24 protein-coding genes, 1 tRNA gene and 1 pseudogene are annotated in these 21,061 nt (G+C 41.8%); 17 read left to right on the forward strand and 9 right to left on the reverse strand.

The window, feature by feature from the left end; genetic code table 11:
* Both BUA75_RS02895 and BUA75_RS16060 read left to right on the forward strand, forming a co-directional pair.
* A pseudogene (locus tag BUA75_RS02895) lies at positions 1-348 on the forward strand (hypothetical protein); the annotation flags it as partial.
* Between the two features lie 138 nt (positions 349-486).
* Positions 487-897 carry a hypothetical protein gene (locus tag BUA75_RS16060; protein ID WP_129583498.1) on the forward strand — a complete coding sequence of 137 codons (411 nt, stop codon included), beginning with the start codon at positions 487-489 and terminating at the stop codon, positions 895-897.
* 290 nt (positions 898-1,187) lie between these two features.
* On the opposite strand, the gene lexA is transcribed toward BUA75_RS16060, so the two are convergent.
* Positions 1,188-1,826, reverse strand: coding sequence for a transcriptional repressor LexA (lexA, locus tag BUA75_RS02900; RefSeq protein WP_072873093.1), 639 nt, complete (start codon positions 1,824-1,826; stop codon positions 1,188-1,190).
* 270 nt (positions 1,827-2,096) lie between these two features.
* On the opposite strand from lexA, the gene BUA75_RS02905 reads away from it, so the two are divergent.
* From BUA75_RS02905 to BUA75_RS02920, 4 genes are all read left to right on the forward strand, one after another.
* Positions 2,097-3,545, forward strand: coding sequence for a DHA2 family efflux MFS transporter permease subunit (locus tag BUA75_RS02905; RefSeq protein WP_242650235.1), 1,449 nt, complete (start codon positions 2,097-2,099; stop codon positions 3,543-3,545).
* Between the two features lie 200 nt (positions 3,546-3,745).
* Complete coding sequence (locus BUA75_RS02910; protein ID WP_072873095.1) at positions 3,746-4,459, forward strand: response regulator transcription factor; 714 nt, start codon at positions 3,746-3,748, stop codon at positions 4,457-4,459.
* Complete coding sequence (locus BUA75_RS02915; RefSeq protein ID WP_072873096.1) at positions 4,453-5,871, forward strand: sensor histidine kinase; 1,419 nt, start codon at positions 4,453-4,455, stop codon at positions 5,869-5,871. The genes BUA75_RS02910 and BUA75_RS02915 overlap by 7 nt, the downstream gene beginning before the upstream one ends.
* A 121-nt stretch (positions 5,872-5,992) precedes the next feature.
* Positions 5,993-6,673 carry a hypothetical protein gene (locus BUA75_RS02920; protein WP_072873097.1) on the forward strand — a complete coding sequence of 227 codons (681 nt, stop codon included), beginning with the start codon at positions 5,993-5,995 and terminating at the stop codon, positions 6,671-6,673.
* A 289-nt stretch (positions 6,674-6,962) separates the two neighbouring features.
* Here BUA75_RS02920 and BUA75_RS02925 read toward each other — a convergent pair whose 3' ends face one another.
* The 3 genes from BUA75_RS02925 to BUA75_RS02930 form a co-directional block, all read right to left on the reverse strand.
* Positions 6,963-7,643, reverse strand: a complete 681-nt coding sequence (locus tag BUA75_RS02925; RefSeq protein WP_072873098.1) for a sterol desaturase family protein — start codon at positions 7,641-7,643, stop codon at positions 6,963-6,965.
* Positions 7,644-7,764: 121 nt separating this feature from the next.
* Positions 7,765-7,929, reverse strand: coding sequence for a hypothetical protein (locus tag BUA75_RS15820; protein ID WP_165611929.1), 165 nt, complete (start codon positions 7,927-7,929; stop codon positions 7,765-7,767).
* Positions 7,930-8,243: 314 nt separating this feature from the next.
* Positions 8,244-8,330, reverse strand: a tRNA-Leu gene (locus BUA75_RS02930).
* A gap of 161 nt (positions 8,331-8,491) precedes the next feature.
* Between BUA75_RS02930 and dapF the strand changes: the two genes are divergently transcribed.
* Positions 8,492-9,331, forward strand: coding sequence for a diaminopimelate epimerase (dapF, locus tag BUA75_RS02935; RefSeq protein ID WP_072873099.1), 840 nt, complete (start codon positions 8,492-8,494; stop codon positions 9,329-9,331).
* Between the two features lie 60 nt (positions 9,332-9,391).
* On the opposite strand, the gene BUA75_RS02940 is transcribed toward dapF, so the two are convergent.
* Genes BUA75_RS02940 through BUA75_RS02955 form a run of 4 tightly spaced genes read right to left on the reverse strand, consistent with a single transcriptional unit; the run spans position 9,392 to position 12,862 of the window.
* Positions 9,392-9,733 carry an EamA family transporter gene (locus BUA75_RS02940; protein WP_072873100.1) on the reverse strand — a complete coding sequence of 114 codons (342 nt, stop codon included), beginning with the start codon at positions 9,731-9,733 and terminating at the stop codon, positions 9,392-9,394.
* On the reverse strand, positions 9,730-10,686 hold the full coding sequence (locus tag BUA75_RS02945) for a glycosyltransferase family 2 protein (protein WP_072873101.1): 957 nt from the start codon (positions 10,684-10,686) through the stop codon (positions 9,730-9,732). The genes BUA75_RS02940 and BUA75_RS02945 overlap by 4 nt, the downstream gene beginning before the upstream one ends.
* Positions 10,686-11,987, reverse strand: a complete 1,302-nt coding sequence (locus tag BUA75_RS02950) for a glycosyltransferase family 39 protein (protein WP_072873102.1) — start codon at positions 11,985-11,987, stop codon at positions 10,686-10,688. The genes BUA75_RS02945 and BUA75_RS02950 overlap by 1 nt, the downstream gene beginning before the upstream one ends.
* An 11-nt stretch (positions 11,988-11,998) precedes the next feature.
* Complete coding sequence (locus BUA75_RS02955; RefSeq protein WP_165611930.1) at positions 11,999-12,862, reverse strand: MBL fold metallo-hydrolase; 864 nt, start codon at positions 12,860-12,862, stop codon at positions 11,999-12,001.
* 168 nt (positions 12,863-13,030) lie between these two features.
* Between BUA75_RS02955 and BUA75_RS02960 the strand changes: the two genes are divergently transcribed.
* The 9 genes from BUA75_RS02960 to BUA75_RS03005 all read left to right on the forward strand — a co-directional run bounded on the left by BUA75_RS02960 (position 13,031) and on the right by BUA75_RS03005 (position 20,349).
* Positions 13,031-13,507 carry a hypothetical protein gene (locus BUA75_RS02960; protein WP_072873104.1) on the forward strand — a complete coding sequence of 159 codons (477 nt, stop codon included), beginning with the start codon at positions 13,031-13,033 and terminating at the stop codon, positions 13,505-13,507.
* Between the two features lie 92 nt (positions 13,508-13,599).
* Positions 13,600-14,478 carry an HAD-IIA family hydrolase gene (locus BUA75_RS02965; protein WP_072873105.1) on the forward strand — a complete coding sequence of 293 codons (879 nt, stop codon included), beginning with the start codon at positions 13,600-13,602 and terminating at the stop codon, positions 14,476-14,478.
* 130 nt (positions 14,479-14,608) lie between these two features.
* Entirely contained in the window at positions 14,609-15,076 is a 468-nt protein-coding gene (nrdR, locus tag BUA75_RS02970) for a transcriptional regulator NrdR (protein ID WP_072873106.1), read from the forward strand.
* Positions 15,077-15,135: 59 nt separating this feature from the next.
* Positions 15,136-18,282, forward strand: a complete 3,147-nt coding sequence (locus BUA75_RS02975) for an adenosylcobalamin-dependent ribonucleoside-diphosphate reductase (protein ID WP_072873241.1) — start codon at positions 15,136-15,138, stop codon at positions 18,280-18,282.
* 21 nt (positions 18,283-18,303) lie between these two features.
* Complete coding sequence (locus BUA75_RS02980) at positions 18,304-18,555, forward strand: hypothetical protein (protein WP_072873107.1); 252 nt, start codon at positions 18,304-18,306, stop codon at positions 18,553-18,555.
* Positions 18,533-18,946: a hypothetical protein gene (locus BUA75_RS02985; protein ID WP_072873108.1), complete on the forward strand. Its 414-nt coding sequence runs from the start codon at positions 18,533-18,535 to the stop codon at positions 18,944-18,946. Before BUA75_RS02980 ends, BUA75_RS02985 begins: the two co-directional genes overlap by 23 nt.
* Positions 18,947-18,953: 7 nt before the next feature.
* Complete coding sequence (locus BUA75_RS02990; RefSeq protein ID WP_072873109.1) at positions 18,954-19,271, forward strand: hypothetical protein; 318 nt, start codon at positions 18,954-18,956, stop codon at positions 19,269-19,271.
* A 257-nt stretch (positions 19,272-19,528) separates the two neighbouring features.
* Complete coding sequence (locus BUA75_RS03000) at positions 19,529-20,044, forward strand: Hsp20/alpha crystallin family protein (RefSeq protein WP_072873111.1); 516 nt, start codon at positions 19,529-19,531, stop codon at positions 20,042-20,044.
* 44 nt (positions 20,045-20,088) lie between these two features.
* Positions 20,089-20,349 (forward strand): hypothetical protein, encoded by a 261-nt coding sequence (locus BUA75_RS03005; RefSeq protein ID WP_072873112.1) that lies wholly within the window; start codon positions 20,089-20,091, stop codon positions 20,347-20,349.
* A 12-nt stretch (positions 20,350-20,361) separates the two neighbouring features.
* Here the strand turns inward: BUA75_RS03005 and BUA75_RS03010 are convergent, their stop codons facing one another.
* A complete protein-coding gene (locus BUA75_RS03010; RefSeq protein WP_072873113.1) occupies positions 20,362-20,655 on the reverse strand; it encodes a helix-turn-helix domain-containing protein in 294 nt (97 codons plus the stop codon).
* 142 nt (positions 20,656-20,797) lie between these two features.
* On the opposite strand from BUA75_RS03010, the gene BUA75_RS03015 reads away from it, so the two are divergent.
* The gene (locus tag BUA75_RS03015) at positions 20,798-20,992 is read left to right on the forward strand and encodes a hypothetical protein (RefSeq protein ID WP_072873114.1); all 195 of its coding nucleotides are present in this window, start codon (positions 20,798-20,800) and stop codon (positions 20,990-20,992) included.
* Positions 20,993-21,061: the final 69 nt, after the last annotated feature.

Below are 21,061 nucleotides of genomic sequence, written 5' to 3' on the forward strand. Positions count from 1 at the left end.
AATGCTGACATACGTAAACGAACTTGCGGAGATTGTGGGGCGTGCCGTTTTCTTGTGGAAGAACAGGGAAGAACGATTTGTCAGGCACAACGGCAATGGACGGGCGCGGATGCTGAGTATGGGCAAACCTGTGGTGATTTTTCACCGAAATCCAATGGAAGCGCAAGTGATCAGTATATCCGTATCGATGCAGAAGACGTCTATTTGCCGCCGTGGACGGTGCAGACGTACTTTGGGTTAGGTGATGAGTCGAGAAAAGGGAGTCGGCTGGACGCATCGTGGATCACAGAGATGAAGGAACAGCTGCACAACTATGAAGTGTATGAACGAGATCACGGTAACGAATGAGTAACGAAAAAGTAACGAATTTGTTCCAAACTGAGCAAAACCTCTGAACATAAAAAGTCCAGAAAACCCTGATAAAACAAGGTTTTTCTGGACTTATGGATACATGGTGATACAACCGGGAATGTTCTAGTATGGAATATGAAATCAATACCTGGAGTCGCTAATCCACTTTCCAGTGTACAAAGTACACTTTCTAATCTAACAAGCTCTTTGACAAATGCTTTAGGCCAAGGGTCTCAACAACTTGGGAACCAGCTGGGAAGTGCATTAAGTCAAGGAGCAAACCAGTTGAGTAGTAGTAGAACTTCAGCAGGAAGTAGCTCCAATCCAGTCAATCAGCTGGGAAGCGCATTAAGTCAGGGAGCAAACCAGTTGAGTAGTAGTCTAAGTTCCTCAGGAAGTAGCTCCAATCCAGTCAATCAGCTGGGAAGCGCATTAAGTCAGGGAGCAAACCAGTTGAGTAGTAGTCTAAGTTCCTCAGGAAGTAGCTCCAATCCAGTCAATCAGCTGGGAAGTGCGCTGAGTCAGACATCTGGCTTATTGGGCTAACTTTTGTATGTAGGATATGGGCAGCATGCTGTCCTAGTTTTATAAATTTGCTGCCCATTCTATGATGTGATTTTAAACGGTTTTCAGACTTTTATTCATTCATGTTTATGAGTTATGAAAATACTTTATATAAAGTTCTAAACTTGCTTCAGTATTCTTTCTGAAAAATCATATAACTCAAACAGTCGAATATCAAAAAAGTTATCTTGATTTTTAATCGAATAAGTGGCTTTTCTATATGATGTAGAAGTAAATCGTAGTTTATATTTTATTGTTCATAAAATATAAAGTCATGAAAGAGAACGATATAACCCAATTACTTTTCCTAAAATATTTACATGATTGAAATAAAGGGGTTGTAGCGAAGAGTTTTCTGGTTGAAGTCGAATTCTGTTCATTTCTCTAAAAAATCTTTTTACAGTTGCTTCTTCATCATCCGTAATTGCTACGACAATATCACCGTTTTGAGCAGTTGACTGTTGGCGAATAAAAAGTAAGTCTCCATCCATAATACCAGCTTCAATCATGCTGTCACCTTGAACCTTAAGTAAAAAAATTTGTTCAGGAGAATGATACGTATCTGGCAAAGGGAAATAACCCTCTATATGCTCTACAGCTGTGATGGGTTTACCAGCGGTTACTTTTCCAATAATGGGAGCATAGTAAATTGCAGAAGACGATTCCCAATTTGCTGAAGTTTTTTTCGCGATTTGAGTATGCTTCTTTAATAATTCGATTGCACGAGGTTTAGTTGGATCTCTTCGTAGATATCCTTTTTGGCTTAACCGTTCTAAATGACCGTGGACGGTTGAACTAGAAGCGAGTCCTACTGCCTCTCCGATTTCTCGAACGGATGGCGGATATCCATTTTCTTCTATACATTTTTCTATAAAATCAAGTATTTCTTTCTGACGTTTGCTAATATCCATCGCTACAAAACTCCATTCATGCGTACATTCTAATCCTAAGCATAGCATAATATTCTTTGGATGCAAACATATGTTCCGGTTTGTTGGATTGTGTTGAAAATCAAAAATATTTTGGCGTTTTATTCAATCATGTAAGAATTTTAAATGACATTTTCAAGGCCATAGTCATGTACAAATCATCTATTGTCAAACCTAGACCGCTCAAGTTACTATAAGTAAATGTCTTTCCATTTGAAAGGATGGTGTTTTGTGGCGCAATCAGATATAAGATTGAAGTGGTCTATACTTGCAGCTGTTACTTTAGTTTCGTTTATAACGAATGTGGATGCCACAATTGTCGTTATTGGTTTGCCCCGGCTTATGTCTGGTCTCCATATTTCAGTTGTAACTGGACTTTGGACGATTACGTCGTACATTATCACCAGTACGGTTTTTCTTCTTCCTGCAGGTAGATGGTCGGACCTCATAGGTACTAAAAAAATATTTATAGCTAGTCTTGCAATTTTCACAGTGGCCACGTTTTTATGTGGTATTGCGAATTCTGGAAGTGCACTCATTGTATATCGTTTTATTCAGGGAACAGGAGCTGCATTAGCTCTAGCCACTGCCACACCCATCATTGTTAAAGCGTTTCCTGCTAATGAACTTGGTAAGGCGTTGGGGATTAATTCCACTTCTTGGGTAATAGGCTCTATCGTAGGACCTGTTGCAGGTGGCGCGCTGATAAACGCTTTTGGCTGGCGCTCTATTTTTTTTGTAACCATTCCATTTGCCATCATAGGCATGATTGCCGCTATGATCGTACTTCGTGCGGATGTGTCACCTAAGCAACAGGTCAAATCAGATTGGCTTGGTATGATCACGTTTGGTCTAGGGCTTGTAGGATTGCTTGTGTCACTTTCCGAAGGACAGTCCTGGGGTTGGTTATCGCTGCGCACTCTTGGGTTATTTGTTTTGACGCTGGTACTTTTCATATCGTTTGTTTGGATAGAATTACGTGTGAAAGCGCCTCTATTTAATCTCTCGCTAGTCAAACATCGTCATTACTCAGCAGGACTTGGCGTTACATTCAGTTACTCGATTGGTTACTTTGCAACAACGTTTCTGTTAACGTTGTATTTGCAGGGTGCGTTGCGTTTAAGTCCCTTGTCAGCAGGTTTGTTGTTGATTCCGTTATCCGCACCTCAGCTTGTGATGGGACCATTAGGTGGGGCAGCGGCTGATCGTTTTGGGCCGGCACGGTTGGTGCTTGTAGGGGTGTTCTTTTTGGGGCTTGGAGTGTATTTCCTAGGCAGTCTAGGCCCGCAATTGAGTGTAATGGCAATCATTCTTCCACAACTTTTGATGTCTACTGCTAATGGTCTAGGGTGGCCGGCGCTTACAAAGGCCGTGCTTTCATCTGCGCCTCGGGAACAGACCGGTGCTGCTTCAGGTATGTTTTATACGTTTCGAAATGTTGGGATGTCATTGTCACTGACATTGGCGTTAGTTGTTGCAGAGGTCAGTGTGCCACCCTCTGTTGCGTCGCAAGCGTTTCTTGGCACGGCAGGCGTTTTAAGTACAAATATCAAAAGCGCCCTGGTAAATTCAACGGATAAAGGTTTTCAATTCTTTATTTTATTCTATGCCATCGCATTTATATGTGGCTTGGTTCTGTTACGTCCTCATCGTTCTGGACAAATGAGCAATTCTACTGTTTCAACACAAAAACAAGCATGAAGACATCAGATTCGTATCTAAAATAAATTATAGAAAATTTCTCAACGCCGAAGTGGACACTTCGAAAACTTGCGGCGTTTTTTTGTTTATCTTTCTAATGCTTATCAAAGTAGATATCTAATTCAAAAGAGGAGCAAGTCTCTGTGATGCAGAATAAAAAATTAAATTTTTTACGCTGTCAATAATTGAGGGATATGTGGATGAAAACCTTTTGCGCAAATGATTTTAGAGTATTGGTTGTTGATGATGATCCGAATATTATCGATCTAATCCGGATGTACTTGCAGAATCAAGGATTTCAAGTCAGTACAGCTCATAATGGAAATTCAGCACTTTCGAAATTACAAACAGAGAATATCCACATTGTGGTATTGGATTTGATGATGCCGGAAATGGATGGTTGGGAATTATGCCAAATCATACAGAAGAATCATCCTGTCCCTGTTTTAATGGTCACGGCAAGAGGGGAAATGTCTGACAAATTAGAAGGTTTCAAGTTGGGGGCAGATGATTATATTGTTAAGCCTTTTGATCCCAATGAACTGACGGCTAGAGTGGTTTCTTTACTTCGTCGCTCTTATTTGTCACAAATGCAAACACAGTTAAGCACAGTACGTTACCATGATTTTAAGATCGATAACCAAGCACATGAAGTTTATATCAAAGATAAAAAACTAGAACTCAGTCCACGAGAGTATCAACTTATATCTATTTTGACTCAACATCCCAATCAAGTATTAACCAGGCAACAATTAATCGATTTAGTTTGGGGTATCGATTTTTTAGGTGAAGATCGTGCAGTTGATGTACTTGTAAAACGTCTTCGCAAAAAAATTCCTAGCAATCCTCATTATCAAATTTCTACAGTACGTGGTATTGGTTACAAATTTGAGGTGGGGGACAAGTCATGCTGACTTCTATGTTTCGTAGAATTCTTGTTGTATACATGAGTGTTATTTTCCTTGCTTTTACATTGTTATCTTTTGTTATCAATATGGAGATTCGTCATTACCTTGTCGAACAACGTTTTGTTGTACTTCATCGTGATGCTGAGATTCTTCTGCCTGAAATTGAAAGGGCCAATCAGATACCACAATCAAATTTACGATTCAAAAAACAATTGGCCAGATTGAAACAACGAGATGATGTAACCATTAATTTGCTTCTTTTGAATCAAGGCAATGATTTAAGAAAAATTCAGCAATTATCTCGCCAACTGATTCGGAATCGTGATATTTACAACACATCTGCGGTTAAAAAAGTAGTCAATGGACAAATCATACAGATTGTAGGTCCTTTTAGTAAAGTGAATCGAGAGTCCATGTTCACCATAGGGCTGCCTATTCGAGAACAAGGAGTTATTATAGGAGCCTTATTCCTGCATACGCCCATTCAAAGTCTTCAAGCCAATCAAGTGACCCAAATTATTGTTCTCATTGCTATACCTATTTTAATAATAACGATAGGTATTCTGTATTATTTTTCAAGAAAATTTTCCCATCCGCTATTGAAAATTACACAAGCTGTTCAATTTATTGGTCAGGGAAATTTTAATCAAAGAGTTCCCGTGCAAGGAAATGATGAAGTAGGGCAGCTAGCCATAACTTTTAATCAAATGGCAGTAAAACTATCAAAATTAGAAGAAATGCGTAAAGATCTCATCGCCAATGTTTCGCATGAAATTAGAACTCCGCTAACCTCAGTTCGCGGATTTGTTCAAGGCATATTAGAAGGTGTTATTCCAGCTACTGATCAAAGAAAATATCTTGAAATTATTTATAAAGAATTAAATCGACTCAATAATATTTTAAATAGTATGTTAGATTTGTCTGCAATTGAGACAGGTCATTTAACTTTAAATTGTCATGCAGTTTCCTGGACACCTCTTGTTGAGGATGTTATTCATCGAATCCGTGCGCGTATTGAACAAAAAAATCTTGAGTTTCGCATGGTTGAAACTCCTGAGGATATTGAAATTTGGGGGGATCCTGAACGGCTAACACAAATCCTCTTTAATTTATTGGATAATGCCATACGTCACACTTCACAAGGAAAAATTGAAATCATCAATTCTATAGAAAACGAAAAATTGCAAGTTTGCATTTCAGATTCGGGGGAAGGTATTCCTGAAGAGATGCTTGATCACATTTGGGAGCGATTTTTTACTGGGTCTGTTTCACGAACTTCTTCAGTTGCGAGAACTGGTTTAGGTTTGACGATTGTTAAATATTTAGTCGAAAAAATGCAAGGAACTATTGAGGTTCAATCGACGGTTGGTGTTGGTACTATATTTACTTTGCGTTTTCCGCTTTATGTTTGCGAGTAATAGAAAAATAATTTTGGAGTGAGCTGATTGACATACAGTTGACATATGGATTGTCTATCTTTTGATACAAGAAATGAATTTTACATGTTTTCTATCTTACACCTGTATAGGAGGAATCAAAATGAAAAAAAGAACTAAGTTTATGCTCAGTTTGGGCACTTTACTCGTGACCATGTCAATGGCAAGTTCAATGGTGTTTGCAGATACATCGAATGCATCGTTTGCACAAAAATACCAAGAAAATCAAAATATAGAAACCCAATTACTTAGCCAAGTGAACACAGAGAATGTCCCGTCAGGAAATCCTGCGCAACTTCTTGCTACAATTCAAGATATCAGTGCACAAATTTCAGCACTTTATGCGTCTGAACAAAATCTTGTCCAACAAAAAGGCAATCTTCCCAAAATGACATTATCCACAACCCAGAAAAATGCAGAGTTAAAACGTTTAGAAAAAAAACGTCTGAATGTATTGAAATTAAATGAAGACGCATGGAAGTTAGTCATAGAATATGAGCACCATCCACACCAGAAAGGACTACTTGCCAAGGCGATTCGCGATCATGATAAAGATCAAAAAAGATTGACTTCCATCGATGCAAAAATCGCAAAATTGAATAAAAATGAGTCGCTCGACAACTGGTCCAAACATCCCTATCATAATGCCTTACCTGTACTCGATGAATCTATTTTACGTTTACAGAAATCTGAAATTCATTATACAAAAGAGTTGATAATGGAAATTCACAACAGTGATGGAACTACCACAGCTACAACCTACGGTTCAGGATCAGGAAATTGACATTTAGATAAGGTATATTTTGAAATAGAAAAATAGCTACTAGATTCCACAGCCCCTGACCTATCTAAAGGCAGGGGTTTGTGGCTGTCGTATGATTAGGAAACTGTAGAAAGAATGTATCGCTTATGATTCTCATTGTTATCGATGAGGCTCAGTACCGTAGTCATGAATTGATGCTGGGGGCGAATTCGATGAAATCATACTGATGAGGCCTACAGCAATTTTTTCTGAAATTAAACTAAAGAAGGGGCTAGCTGAGTAGCCCTTCTAGTTAATGTGACGATTTCCATTATAAATTGGATGGCGCTTCACTGGACTGGGCGGTGTAACCATCTTGATTTTCAATAGGGACGTTTTTTTTCTTGTCTCTATATCGATAGCGATTTTTATCTGCAGATGAAACACGCTCTACTATTTTCGGATCGGGACTGGTTCCTACCAGTGCATCCAAAGTAGAGTTGGTAACACCAAACCAGTAATGTTCGTTTTGAAAATGATGAAGAAGATGAAATTTTTTCATCCATTTTCCCCAAGGTGTAAGTGGCACGATGGGTCGATGGGAAACAAAGTGAGACCATTCATAATAAAGTTGACAGATAGACAGTGTCGTTAAAAAGGCAAAGCTGATATCTAAGGAATGCGAAATCCATATGCATAGTAAAAAAATGCCTAGGTAGCCTGGAATATTATATTGATTAGGGGTGAGCAGAGTTTTCATCTCTTCAGGATGCGTATGGTGCCGGACGTGCCCCTCATAGGCTCTAGGCATAATTTTAGAGAGAATACCGTGTAAAATAAAACGATGTACGATATATTCAATAAAATACCAAGCAACAGCACCAGAAAGGAAGGCGATCCATAGCTTCAGTGAGTGGTGAAGGGAGAAAGTGAGAATAATTGATGCGATAAAAACAAGTGAAAGAAACATAACCCTTCTATCCGTCCAAAATTCTAATAAATACTCTCTCATGTTGTACCCACTCCAAGCTTACAAACTGTGATCTATTCAATCATAGAAAGAAAAGTAGTAGTTTGCAAGCGACTGGATTTCTAACCCATTATTCAGGTGATGACCTGAATAGAGAAATGGATCATGCTTGCAAACGACTTCTATGTTTTTTCTCGTATGCTAAAAGGACAATCGATTCGTCTAATTCAGCAGCAAGTTCAGTTTCAAGTTGACGAATTTTCTCAAGCAGATTTGTGGGAATATTGGCAAAACGATATTCTTCATTGGAATTTTCATTCATCGTCAAGATTATTCAACTCCTTTTGAGATGTCATGGAAATCAGTTTGCTCGATTTTTAGTTTTCTAAAACTTTTATCATAAATTTTGTTTGCGGTTAGTTTGATTTTGTAGTCTGTTCCATTGAAATGCTGACTGAACATGAAGACTGGGGGGGATTTTTGCTTCAGGCAGTGTACGAAAGTGGAATATTAAAAAATCTTTATGATTTGTCATGTTGTTAACATATCATTTTTCATTTGCATTTATATCCAATAGCCAACTTCTTACATCTAAAAACCCTAAGGTTTTGAGTACTTATCTCAAAAGCCTTAGGGTTTAATTGGTGCGGCCAAGAGGACTTGAACCTCCACGGGGTTGCCCCCACTAGAACCTGAATCTAGCGCGTCTGCCAATTCCGCCATGGCCGCATGTAATTACGAAAAGACAACGTGAAAATTATAGCACATTGCGATTGTTCTATGCAAGTGCATTTCCTCTTGCATCGGTTTGAATTGGAGTCAATAATGAGGTTATGATGCGGTTGATATCGTGTAAAGTATTGCTGAATGATTCATGGGGGAGAGAATCGATGAAAGTTACTAAAATGCATGCACTCGGCAACAATTACATTTATATATCTGAGTTTGAGGAAAAACTGACCAACTATCAACTTTCTGATTTGGCTGTTCAATTAAGTGATGTTCGTAAAGGGATTGGTTCTGATGGAATGATTTTAATTGGCCCTTCTCAGCGTGCTGATATACGTATGCGCATTTTTAATGCAGATGGCTCTGAAGCAGAAAACTGTGGTAATGGTCTTCGTTGTGTCGCCAAATACGCTTATGAGCACGGTTATGTGCACGGACAAACGAATTTTCAGATTGAGACCAAAGCAGGCATAGTTGACGCAACAGTATATCCGGACGCAAAGGGTTACGTTCCCAGCGTAACAGTGGATATGGGGACTGTCCAATTTGGTCCAGAAGCAGTCGGGTTTCGTGGTGAAGCAGATCGTGCAGGACGCGCAAGTATAGAGGTTAATGGTGACATTTATTCAGGTTACTTGGTGTCCGTTGGTAACCCACACTTTGTTCAATTTGTCGAGAATGCCAAAGAGTATCCTGTTGAGGAGATTGGCCCAAAAATTGAACATCATCCGAGTTTTATTCATCGGACCAATGTTGAGTTTGTCACGCCAAAAACACCGTATGAACTAGATTTTCGTGTTTGGGAACGAGGTTCTGGAATTACTTTTGCTTGCGGTACTGGGGCCTGTGCAAGTGTGGCTGCAGGAGTAGCTGCAGGACTTTTGGCTGAGCAAGTTACCGTTCATTTGCTTGGTGGAGATTTGCGTATTGAGATTCGGAATGGACGAGTTTTGATGACTGGAGAGGCAGTAGAGGTTTTCACAGGAGAAGTTCATATTTGATTTGGATAAGCTGGATAGATGGATTTGTAAAGTAAGAGAAATCATGGATTGTGATTTCTCTTACTTTACAACAAGTGACACACCAGCTAAAATGACCGCTACTCCTGCCCAACGCCAAGCAGATACGTGTTCTTTAAAAATAAAGATAGAAACTAGAATTGCTGCTACATATGCCAAGCTCTGCATAGGATACAGGAGGGAGAGAGACATTTTGGATAATAAATAAATCCAAATCACTGTAGCAATCACATATAAGACGAGACCCGCAATCACCCAAGGGGAAAACATGACCAAAATGACTGCTTTTAAACTGTCAAGATGTTGCTTTCCGATGCCAATTTTCCATAGCGTTTGGCCTCCAACCAGCAAGATGATATTGCAGAGAATCAATAAATAATTCACCAATGTATCCTCTCTTTCTCTTCAAATAAAGGATGTTGCCAAGCGTGTTGGTTAAGCATCAACTCGTATTCATCGCGATGTTGACTGACTATGGTATCCAGAATAAAGCCGCAAGTTAAGGAATTAGTTGCTAATATCATCAGACCGACTGCCAAAATAGCAGATGGGATTTTGGCAATTTGATGTGTGCTGATAAATTCGCTGATGACTGGGATACCCACTATTAAACCTAAAACAAAGAAGATGAGGGCCACAGCAGTAAAAAAAGCAAGTGGTCGATAGTCTTTGAAAATGCGAAAAACTGTTTTTAATACGCGTATCCCGTCGCGAAATGTATTCAATTTGGAAACGCTGCCTTCTGGCCGATCACGATAATCAATCGGAATTTCAACAATGCGAAAATTTTTGTCCAAAGCGTGCAACGTCATCTCTGTTTCAATTTCAAACCCTTCACTTTTAATGGGCATGGTTTTGGCAAATCGTCTGTTAAAGATACGATACCCAGTCATAATATCCCGTAGATTGGAATCAAATAGACGATTAATCAGGGAACGTACCATACGATTTCCAAAATCGTGTAAAGGGCGTTTGTTTTCAGCACTGTAAGATCCGTTCGATAGTCGATCTCCAATGACCATATCCGCTTCATTTTCCAGAATAGGTTGCATCAAAGTTCGTGCGGCACTGGCCGGGTAGGTATCATCTCCATCAATCATGACATAAATATCAGCATCGACATCTCGAAACATGGAACGAATGACATTGCCTTTTCCTTGACGCGTCTCTCGGCGTACAATTGCTCCTGCTTTTTTAGCAATAAGCGCAGTATTGTCGCGGGAATTGTTGTCGTACACGTAAACGGTTGCTTCAGGCAGCGCCTTGCGCCAATCTCGAACGACCTTATCGATGGTCAATTCTTCATTATAGCAGGGAATAAGTACAGCTACTTTCATTACGTATTGAGCCCCCATGTTTTGTCTTCATCCTGCGGGTCTTTCCTATTTTGTTGGTTGGTTAAAAGTTGTCTCTGACCACGAGTATAGGCAAAGTACAAGAAATAGGCTACGCCAATAAAGAAAAATGGCATGACAGGATATACATATCGATTAATTGGAATAAATGGCAGTTGGACAAGAACAAAATAGAAAACCAATGCTGTAAGCCAACGTCCCATTAATTTTTGTAATCCCAATATTAGACCTATACTTCCAAGAATAACCCAAACTAAGTGAGCGTGTAACCAGAAGTTCAATAAGTGGCCTGTGAACGTATGGGATGGCTGACCAAGGTACCATGGCGTAGAAAAGAGCAGTTGTAGTTTGTCCACCGTATACCATTGTAATGATTGCCATGGATGATGAGCAAACTGTTGACCTATACGTACAAGAGCAAGGTGTTCTTGTTGTTTTGGCGATAGGCCGCGTCCAAGCGCCGGATCGTTCAAAAAGCGCCTTGTGGTTCCATACAGCAGAGGATTTCCTGCATCTTCATCTGTCAAAATAAGTTTGTGAAAGACAACTTCATTGCGAATCCACCAGGGAAACATTGGCAAGATAAATCCGATGACATAAATAGCCCAGTTGCGCAAGCTTCGACCCATCTGCCGTCTGTACGCGGATTGTAAGAACAGTAAAACTGGAGCGATGATGAGTGGAAATACAGTCGGTCGTACAAGGGTGCATAAGCCGAGCAAGAGTCCAGCAAGAAAAAAACGTCTGAGTAATGTTTTTTCGAGTGCACGAAAAAAGGCGGTCACAAAAAGCAACAGCGTAAAAACATAAAGTGTTTCAGTAAGTAAAGTCAGCGGACTCCATATGGCTGTTGGGTAAGTCAGAAAAAGCAGAGCAGCGAGTGCCGCTCCCCAAGCAGGAGTCAAACGGAGAGACAGTCGATATAGTAAATAAACGCTCCAGGCTGACAAAACAGCCTGACCCATTAAAGCCATATGAATCCATACATGAACATTGGGACTGAAGAGACGACCTACAGCGTACATAGCAGCTAAAAAAAGTGGATAACCTGGGGTGATTTGTGCAGCAGGTCCGCTCCCCCAATAGGTGTATACATGGTGTAGCAGCAAAAATAATGCCGAATGGTTGTAGTGAACCATGTCGCCGTAGATAGGAATGGATTTTGTGGCGTAAGCTTTGCCAACTCGGAATAAAAGGGCGACAATCAAAATGAACCAGCCTATGCGGCGGGTGTTTAGGACAGTTTTCCATTTGTTCGATCCGATGGACTGTACTGATGACACAAGAAATCCTCCTAGTAGTTTCCTGTTCTAAAAAATAGAGTGGATTTATTTTTAGGACAAAATGAGCGCTTTACTTCTCCTGTCGATTCAAGACGAACAAGGTGCGCGAGTAGGGTGCGTTTGGCAAAAATTTTGGCCGCGGTAGGCAAGTTTGGATAGAGAGCCATTTGCAAATCGTCCAAACTTTTTTCTCCTGACACCAACAGTTTTAAAATGTCCTGTTCTCGCTGCAATCGCCGATCCAACATTGTTTGAGCAGCCAGTTGTGGATGGGAGATGGGGTGTCCATGTCCTGGTAGAGCCAGTCTCCCTTCTGCTTGGATAAGCCATTCCAGTGATTCATAAAAATCGTCCATGTGACCGTCGGGAGGGCCAACCCAAACTGTGCCTGTGGCACTGAGATGATCTCCAACGCAAATTACGTTATCTGGATTTATCTGTACATAAACATGCCCGTGTGTATGACCTGGCGAATGTTGAATGCTCACTTCGATGGATGCCCATTGAAACTTGTCAGGGAGTTCTAGCGGTCTCATTTCCCCCGAATGTTCTGCGCAATATTTGTCAATTTCTAGTTTGTGGAGATACGCTGGACAATTTAACCTTTTCGACAACAGTCCAAGTCCGTCCGTATGGTCGTGATGGTAGTGTGTCGCCATCACTCCGATCCATAGCTCAATACGCAATTGGTCGGCGATTGCTTGTATGGTTTGCCCAACTTCTGGACGGTTAGAACCTGGATCGACCAATAAACCGTAACCTGCGTCAGCAATGAGATAAAGATTTGTGCTTGATTCAGGCGGCAATGTGTTTGTTGGCACGTCTATTTGCCATACATGTTGGCTGATTTGTTGCCAAGGTAGTAAATTTTGCAATCGTGCACCCCATTTGCATTTTGCAATCTTACATTGATCATCATGGCCTCTCGTCTGTCTAGATTTCGCATACACGCTGACCAATTCCTTCTGTCACCTGTGTATGAGCCGTGACATATAAATGAATTGTGCCTAGCATGGGCCTGAAAAAATTTGGAGGAATGCGCCATGGATTATGCAGTTGAATCCACCTACGCTCCAGCGCTGCAGAATATTAAACACAGCATTTACGCACATCAAGTATTCTGCTCCATTTTTGAAGAGATGCTGCAAACACCAGTTGGAGAAAAGATGTCAAATCAATCCAATATTTACACATCACTAGCAGCGTCCAGTTACTATCGAGATCTTGCAGCTGGCTCATTGACTCGATTGCATTACGCTACGACCGATCCGGTTCATTATACACCGTTGTTGCTGCAAATGACGGTGATGGCTATTTATGTTGCGCGTGGAGCGGATCGAGCCATATCGACTTTTTTGCCTCAAGTATCGGAAGGAAAACAATATTCTGAATGGCAAACATTGCTTCAGGAGTGGCAACGCCAACGAGTGCATTGGCTTAGGGAAACGGCGGTTGCCTTACGGCAGTTCACGCCTCCGGATGTCTGGGCAAAAGGCAAAAACATGGCATCTATGCGATAAGTTGTCAATTGTGAATGAATCGGATGTTGATAGAAGAGTGACTTGCGCGGCTAGGAAGTCTCGTCCATGATGGATGCGTGGAGGGAGAAAACATGCATCCAAAAAAAGAGAAAAAAGCTGGTTTAGGAATTTCGTTAGCTTTGTTAGATCTTGATGGGACCCTTTTTCGCGGAAAACAAGTCATATCTGGAGCTCCAGAGTTTGTAGAACGGTTGCGTCAATTAAAGATAAAGCCAGTGTTTTTTACGAATAACGCCACTCGTACTCCGGAGGAAACAGCCAATCACCTGCGTTCTTTAGGTATCTTTGCGAATTCGGATGAAGTTTGCACCGCCGCAGAAGCGGCGGCAGCTTTTTTAAGTGCAGAGTGGCGGTTGGAGAAAGGTAGCCATGTGGCGTATATAGGAAAAAACGGGTTGCGCCAGGCGCTTCTTGAAGCAGGATTTATCCCATTTTATGCTGGCCATGAAAAATGGGAACAGTTTCATTGGGAATCGTTTACTGCCGCTGTGATTGGATTGGATATGGACGCAACTTATCAGTCTTTGGGACGTCTGAGTCGTATTGCTGCGCTTACGGGACGTTTGTTGCTGACCAATGGAGATATTCGTATTCCGCTCGAAGGCGGCAGCTTTCAACCAGGGAATGGAGCGCTTGGAGCGTTTGTATCTATTGCGAGTGGTGTGGAAGCAGTAACAGTGGGTAAACCAAACGCTTATATGATTCACTATGCAAGTCAACGCTATGCCGTTTCTCTTGAAGAAACATTGATTGTTGGCGATAATCTCTGGACAGATATTGCGGCTGGTCTTACCACTGGCATCCGCACTTTTTGGGTAGAGAGCGGCGTGCATTTAAATGCAAGAGAAATGCAGGACTGGCAGAGAATTTATGGCCATCTTTCAGGGAATTTGCAGACATTTTCTTCGGTGGCGGAAATTTCTGCAGAAATATTGGATCTCAAAAGTTGAAATTTGTCAATTCTTGCGCACGCTATATTTAGGGTTTATAATCGTCGGTGTTTCCATCATCGCACTATATATAGTGTCCATTTGAGTGACTCCCCGCTGGTTTTTACTGAGATGTAAGGAGTGGAAAGCTGTGCGCTGTCCGTTTTGTGGTAGCGAAAATTCCCGTGTTATCGAATCGAGATCGAGCGAAGAAGATTCAGCAACCCGCAGAAGACGAGAGTGTGTCAATGTGGAATGCAGTAAACGTTTCACAACCTGGGAACGCGTGGAATTACGGCCTCTAGTGGTTGTCAAGAAAGATAAAATGCGTGAAGAATTTGATCGGGACAAGCTCTATCGCGGGTTGCAACGTGCTTGTGAGAAACGCCCTATCTCTGCCGATAAGCTTGATGAAGTTGTCACGCACATTGAACAGAGTTTGCGGGCTGAATACGAACGGGAAGTACCTTCATCTGCCATTGGTGAGCGAGTGATGGAAGAATTGCGGTCGATTGATGGAGTGGCGTATGTCCGTTTCGCCAGTGTATATCGCCAGTTTCGTGATGTGGAGACTTTTGCCAAAGAAGTGCTTGCATTGATGGAGAAAAATGTTACATAACTTTTAGACAAGCATGGAGCAGAGGAGAATGCCGGGTGAGTGTTACAAAGGATACAAGTATGCTTCCGTTTACAGATGAGGATTGGCTGCATGCTACAGGTGAACGAATTGTGGCTGATCGTTACCTGATGAAGGATGTCAGGAAGGAATCCTTAGCGGAAGGATCTCTAGTTGTAGCAGTGCTGGATAAAAAACGTGCTTATCATGAGTTGGCGCGTATTGTTTCGATTTCATCCGATCAATCCCAGGTTGTTGTTGAACTGCGGGATGGGGTTCGGGAAGAACTGCCTGTACAGCAGGTAGATGTACTGCTTGAAACGGCCCCGCGCCAAATGTGGCGGCGAATTGCACGCGGCGCTGCAAGCGTCACGCTGCAACCGGGTAAGTTTGAGGAAGATTTCTATCAGTTGCAGAGTCGCTGGCGATATGTTCCAGGCGGGCGCATTAATGCTTCTATGGGAACAGGAATGAAGACGACCAGTTACAACTGTTTTGTCATTCCCAGTGTGGGACCTACACCGCGCGATTATGCAGAATCGTTTGGACAGACTCTAGAAATTCAAGCCCGATCAGGCGGGGTTGGAATGAATCTTTCTCGTATTCCTCCTCAGGGAACCTTAGTACCTGTTTCCAATGAGAAACGCAATACGCATTTACAGTTAATGTTGGATATTTGGCATGCAGACATTCGAGATTTTTTGGCAACAGAATATCCCAACAGTACGAAAGTGGTACGTGTGAATAAAGAATTTTTGCGGGCTGTGGAAGAAGAAGCGAATTGGACGTTTGTTTTTCCTGATACTTCAGTAGAAGGATACGATGAATTGTGGAACGGTCGAATTGAGGATTGGTTGGCAGCTGGCTTACCGATAATTGACTTGGAGACCGTCAATGCTCGTCAGCTCTATGACGAATTGTTGTATAGCGGTGTACAAATTCTTAGCGATGTTGTTGGAAGTGTCCTTTATCCTGGAGATCAGCGGGGGACGATTGCGTCTACATTGGGTGATATGTGGGAAAAAATGGGTGACGGAAAGCGTGTGACAATTAATCTTTCATCGTTACGGCCACGCTACAGTTATGTGCGAGGTGTGAATGGCCGTTCTTCAGGCGCCTATTCGTGGGGATTACTCTATGACAAGGGCAATGAGGTGTTTGGTTACGGCTTTGGTCCGGTAGGCGTGGGAGAAATTATGAGTGTAGGGTGTCAGTTGACCTTGCAGGGCGGCTCTAGACGTGGAGCCCTGATGTTGATATTGAACGACAGACACGCAGATATTTTAAAATTTATTCGTTGCAAGCAGGTAGAGGGAGTCATTACGGGAGCCAATATCTCAGTTGGTGTGTCTGAACAGTTTATGGAAGCCCGTAAATCAGGAGGACAATGGTCACTTGGCTTTGTACCTCTCGCAGATATGACGCAATTTGATGGGGACTTCGAGTCCTGGGCAGCCCATGGAGGTACTCTGCAGATTACAGAAGAATTGCCAGCCGAGGAATTATGGCGAGAATTATGTGTATCAGCTTGGAAGTCTGCTGAACCGGGAGTTGTCTTTTTAGGGCGCGCTAATCGTTTATCCAATTCATATTATTTTAATCCTTTAGTAGCGACAAACCCTTGCGGTGAACAACCACTCCCTGCAAACGGCATTTGCAATTTAGGGGCGGTTGTATTAAGCAAATTTGCTGTCGGATTCCGCGATACTGCCGAACGACATGAATTCGCTGACAAGGAAAAAGAACAGTATATTCTATCGTTGCTTCGCCAGCACTTTTCGGACTCGGAAGCAGAATTTCTTCTCCATCACGTTTTATGGGAAGATTTGGAATGGGTAACGCGTACTGGGCTTCGTTTTCAGGATGCTGTTATCGATGCAACTTATTATCCGTTTGAGGCTAATCGACAGAATCAGTTGCGGGAGCGACGTGTTGGACTTGGCATTATGGGGCTGCATGATTTGTTGCTCTATTGTGGATATCGCTATGGTGGGGAGAATTCAGTCAAATTTATAGATATTTTGATGGGATTGATGGCTGAATGGTGCTATCTAGAATCTGTTGAGTTGGCTAAAGAAAATGGACCGTTTCCCGCATTTGACGCAGATAAATTTCTGGCATCCGGTTATATGAAACAGATGGCGCGTGAAAAACCTCATGTTGTAGAGGCTATTCGTCAATTTGGTGTTCGCAATGTCACCACGATGACAATTGCTCCTACAGGAACTACAGGTACAATGGTTGGTTGTTCGACAGGTTGCGAGCCGTATTATGCCTGGTCTTATTTCCGCAATTCTCGACTTGGGATGTTTGAGGAAAGTGCTGAGATTGTTAATGAGTTTCATCAAAAGCATCCCAATCAAGAGTTGCCGGATTATTTTGTGACCGCGATGGATCTCGCTCCGGAAGATCATGTGCGCGTACAGGGTGCTTTACAAAAATGGATTGATAGTTCCATTTCGAAAACATGTAATGCTCCCCATTCATATACCATTGAGGATACATTACGACTTTACGATTTGGCTTACGAGGTTGGTTGTAAAGGAATTACCATTTATCGTGATGGTTCGCGATCGGAACAGGTGCTGTCTCTCAAAGAAGAAGAGACAAAGATGGAAAGTGAAGTTTTCCCTCAAGAAGGAGCAAGTGTAGAAGCGGCGGCAGCTACAGGTTACCGAAAGCGCAAGCGTCCGGATGTTCTATATGGAGCCACGTATCGCAAAAATACACCGCTTGGTAAAGCGTTTATTACAATTAATGACGATCCGACAGAGCATGTGGCGGTGGAGATGTTTGTCAATATTGGTAAAGCTGGATCGGACGTCTATGCGGCAAACGAGGCTTTAGGTCGAGCTATTACTCTCTATCTTCGCGATTCGGCTAATCCGAATAAGGAGGCGGAACTGGTCAAGCACTTCTCGGGCATTGGCGGATCTAACGCAGTTGGCTTTGGAGATAATCGTATCACTTCAGTGCCTGATGCTATTGCCAAGTCGTTGATTCAGCACGCTGAGACTTTTCCGTTGCGTCGCTTAAAAGGGTCAAGTCTGGATGCTTTAGAAGCTACTGTAACAGAAGAAGCGTTGGTGCAGAGTGAGTTGCGCACGTATACGCTTGCCAAAGACTGGTGTCCCGAATGTCACCAACATACGCTGATTCGTACAGGTGGCTGTTATGAATGTGAAGCTTGCGGTTTTAGCAAGTGTTGAGTGGATATGAGTTGAACAAACATGATTTGGATGGTGCGGTTAGTCAATATGACAACCGCGCCGTTTTATATTCACATGCGTTCTGCAGTTTTCAAAACTATTCAGCCCTGTTTGGAAGAAGTAAGACAGTACTTTAAGTTTCAATTGTCCTATTTTCAAGGACGCGGGCATAGATTAATCATGGCATGGACACGCAGCAAGCGTATTTGTCCCATTCATTGGCCAATTGGCGAAAAGGTGGTGGACGTCTATGCTGTGGAAAAAGAAGCGTAGCACCAAAGCGCAATTAGACGAGATTAAACAACAGCAAGAAGAACTGAAAAATATTTTGCAAAGTTTGTTGAATCGCGAATCATCTCGCGTAAATATTCAAGAACTTCACATTAATGAAGCAAATTTTGACGAACTGATTTTTAAGCTGGAGAGTATCGATGTACAAGAATTAAGTGGATCGCTAAATTTAGGCAATAATTTTAGTCCACGTGTTGTACAATCTCCAAAATCCATAGAGAATTTAGCTTCTTCTCATTGGGTGGACCAGACAGAAGCCAAGCCTCTGAATTCAAATACTGAGCATCAGGATTATGAAGGAAGAGTATTTGCAACTGGCAGCGGTTACCGTTTCTCCAGTGATGGGTCTCATCCACAGTCAAAAAGAAGGTAGAGAACGTATGCGTGAGTTTTTTTCCCCGACATTTGCCATAGGTACACTGCGAATTGGACAAATAGAAGGAGCATCATGTCTCAATATGGGCAATAATTGGCCATCTCATTTTCGGAGTTATAAAAAAACCAATCAAGGATTCGGTTCGGTAAGTGGCGATCATGCAGTTCTCAAAGATATGAAAAGTTTCTTGCACGATCCCGATATACTTGATCACCCTGGGAATGTAGAACGACCGACAGAAGATTGGTTGCAACAGATGCTTCAGCGCATGGAAGCGCATCTGCCAAAGGCGCCGAATCAAAAAGAGGACGTAGGTGAATAAATGAAATTCTATGGACAGGATTGGAGTGTCAAATCTGTCAAAAAAGGTTCTTTAGTTAGCTATGGGGACAATTTTATTTCGCACATGGTTTCGCATACAAAAAAGAATGAGGGATGGGGAAGTTTGCAAGGCCATCAAACTCAAATCTACCGTACATTAAGTTTTTTAAAGGATGAAGATCATATTGACTCTGAGAAAACCTTGCAAAACCCGAGTGTACATCATCATGGTGAAAGGTAGAGGCAGGGGGAGCATGAATGGCCAATCAGAACGACTCTAATTTTGGTTGGGGAAATTTTTCTAATCCCTTTGAAATGTTGAAAAATATGGGGGATTTACGGGATTGGAGAAAACTCCTGGGAGAAGATTTTTTTAAGAATATGCCATTTCCTCAAATGCAACAGGGTAATCCCTCTCCATTTTCAGGAGGCCATGAGGTGTATCCTCCAGTGGATATGTACGATCGCGGTCATGAATTGGTAGTTGTGCTTGATGTACCCGGCGCCTCGAGTGCAAATGACATTAAAATACGAGTCAGCGATAGACAAATGATTATTCGAGGTCGTTCAACCGATTTCAGTGGTAAAGATGACACCGCTCTGCAAATTGAGCGGCATCACGGACCTTTTGAACGGATAATAGAATTTCCAGTTCGCGTTCATTCTGATAAAGTTATTGCCCATTTCAAAGATGGAGTATTGTTGGTTCGTATTCAAAAAATCGCCCAACCGGGCGATGATTTTGATGAGTATGTTCCGATTCAATTTGAATGATATTCTGACGTAGTTAAGGTATACATAATTAGGAAGTGAGACAGTTGGAGGATCAAAATGCATTTGCAAATTTAAAATCATGGATGATGAAAATTGACCATCTCGACTCCTGTTCCTTCCTCATCATGGGAAAATGCAATGTGGTGATGGGGGGAAATGTTCATCAGAAAGAAAATTCTGGATTTGGCTCGCTTGCTCCTGGTTCCACCATGATAGGTTGTTTATCAATGGTTTATGATGTCGATGGAGTCGACATGCCGATTGATAACCGCAATTCAATAGTATGGACATCCAGAACGGAATAAGTAAAAGAATCACTACCAAGGCTTTTGCTGTGAAGAATATTTTTTTACAACGGATTTAACTTCTTCAATTCCTTTCCAAGGCAGGTGCTTGACGGCTTCTGCTATGTGGACAGCTTCTGCAAGTTCGGCTGCAGATAATTGTCCTTGCAAGAGATTCATAAGTCTTCGCTTATGATTGACTTCATTGGCGGTTACACCATATTGAACGGCAATTTGAGCGTCAGTCATACCTGCATCTACCATGGATTTTAATTCTTCCCGAGTGATCAAACTAAATGGTTTTTCCGTCATCGTTTGTTCATTCAAACCCAAACACCTCCTTTTTTACTTTTCCCTGAATGAAACCAGGATATGAATAGAAGAGCGTCGGCTAGATTTTAACATCTTGTAAAACGTATGTCTGAAAACAGGACGCGAGATGATAAAGTTTGCAAAGGAGGCGAATTCTTTGACCAATATCCGTTCTCATCGAGTACCAGGTTATTCTTATCGCCGCGTCGATTTAGAAGGTCTCAGGCATACTGATGAAGAAAAAGAACATTTTTTTGATATTTCTGCAGAGAAAGAAGCAGAAATTCCTAACGGATCGAAAAAAAGAATTCCGAATTTTGTGCATCGAGCAGACGAACCAGGAGAGGATTAGTTTCAAAATTCATGCGGCCGAGCGTATCGTTGCCTCGGCCGCCAGAGTTTGATACTGTGTAAATATATA

The sequence above is a fragment of the Alicyclobacillus tolerans genome, from assembly GCF_900142255.1.
Classification (GTDB): Bacteria; Bacillota; Bacilli; order Alicyclobacillales; family Alicyclobacillaceae; genus Alicyclobacillus_I; species Alicyclobacillus_I tolerans.

What these genes read in the sequence shown, in the direction of transcription:
- BUA75_RS16060 (WP_129583498.1), top strand. Translation starts at nt 487, where the DNA reads ATGAAATCAATACCTGGAGTCGCTAATCCACTTTCCAGTGTACAAAGT.
- BUA75_RS02945 (WP_072873101.1), bottom strand. Translation starts at nt 10,686, where the DNA reads ATGAAAGTAGCTGTACTTATTCCCTGCTATAATGAAGAATTGACCATC.
- dapF (WP_072873099.1), top strand. Translation starts at nt 8,492, where the DNA reads ATGAAAGTTACTAAAATGCATGCACTCGGCAACAATTACATTTATATA.
- BUA75_RS02915 (WP_072873096.1), top strand. Translation starts at nt 4,453, where the DNA reads ATGCTGACTTCTATGTTTCGTAGAATTCTTGTTGTATACATGAGTGTT.
- BUA75_RS02960 (WP_072873104.1), top strand. Translation starts at nt 13,031, where the DNA reads ATGGATTATGCAGTTGAATCCACCTACGCTCCAGCGCTGCAGAATATT.
- BUA75_RS02965 (WP_072873105.1), top strand. Translation starts at nt 13,600, where the DNA reads ATGCATCCAAAAAAAGAGAAAAAAGCTGGTTTAGGAATTTCGTTAGCT.
- BUA75_RS02920 (WP_072873097.1), top strand. Translation starts at nt 5,993, where the DNA reads ATGAAAAAAAGAACTAAGTTTATGCTCAGTTTGGGCACTTTACTCGTG.
- BUA75_RS02975 (WP_072873241.1), top strand. Translation starts at nt 15,136, where the DNA reads ATGCTTCCGTTTACAGATGAGGATTGGCTGCATGCTACAGGTGAACGA.
- BUA75_RS02910 (WP_072873095.1), top strand. Translation starts at nt 3,746, where the DNA reads ATGAAAACCTTTTGCGCAAATGATTTTAGAGTATTGGTTGTTGATGAT.
- lexA (WP_072873093.1), bottom strand. Translation starts at nt 1,826, where the DNA reads ATGGATATTAGCAAACGTCAGAAAGAAATACTTGATTTTATAGAAAAA.
- BUA75_RS02990 (WP_072873109.1), top strand. Translation starts at nt 18,954, where the DNA reads ATGCGTGAGTTTTTTTCCCCGACATTTGCCATAGGTACACTGCGAATT.
- BUA75_RS02985 (WP_072873108.1), top strand. Translation starts at nt 18,533, where the DNA reads ATGCTGTGGAAAAAGAAGCGTAGCACCAAAGCGCAATTAGACGAGATT.
- BUA75_RS02980 (WP_072873107.1), top strand. Translation starts at nt 18,304, where the DNA reads ATGATTTGGATGGTGCGGTTAGTCAATATGACAACCGCGCCGTTTTAT.
- BUA75_RS02925 (WP_072873098.1), bottom strand. Translation starts at nt 7,643, where the DNA reads ATGAGAGAGTATTTATTAGAATTTTGGACGGATAGAAGGGTTATGTTT.
- BUA75_RS03000 (WP_072873111.1), top strand. Translation starts at nt 19,529, where the DNA reads ATGGCCAATCAGAACGACTCTAATTTTGGTTGGGGAAATTTTTCTAAT.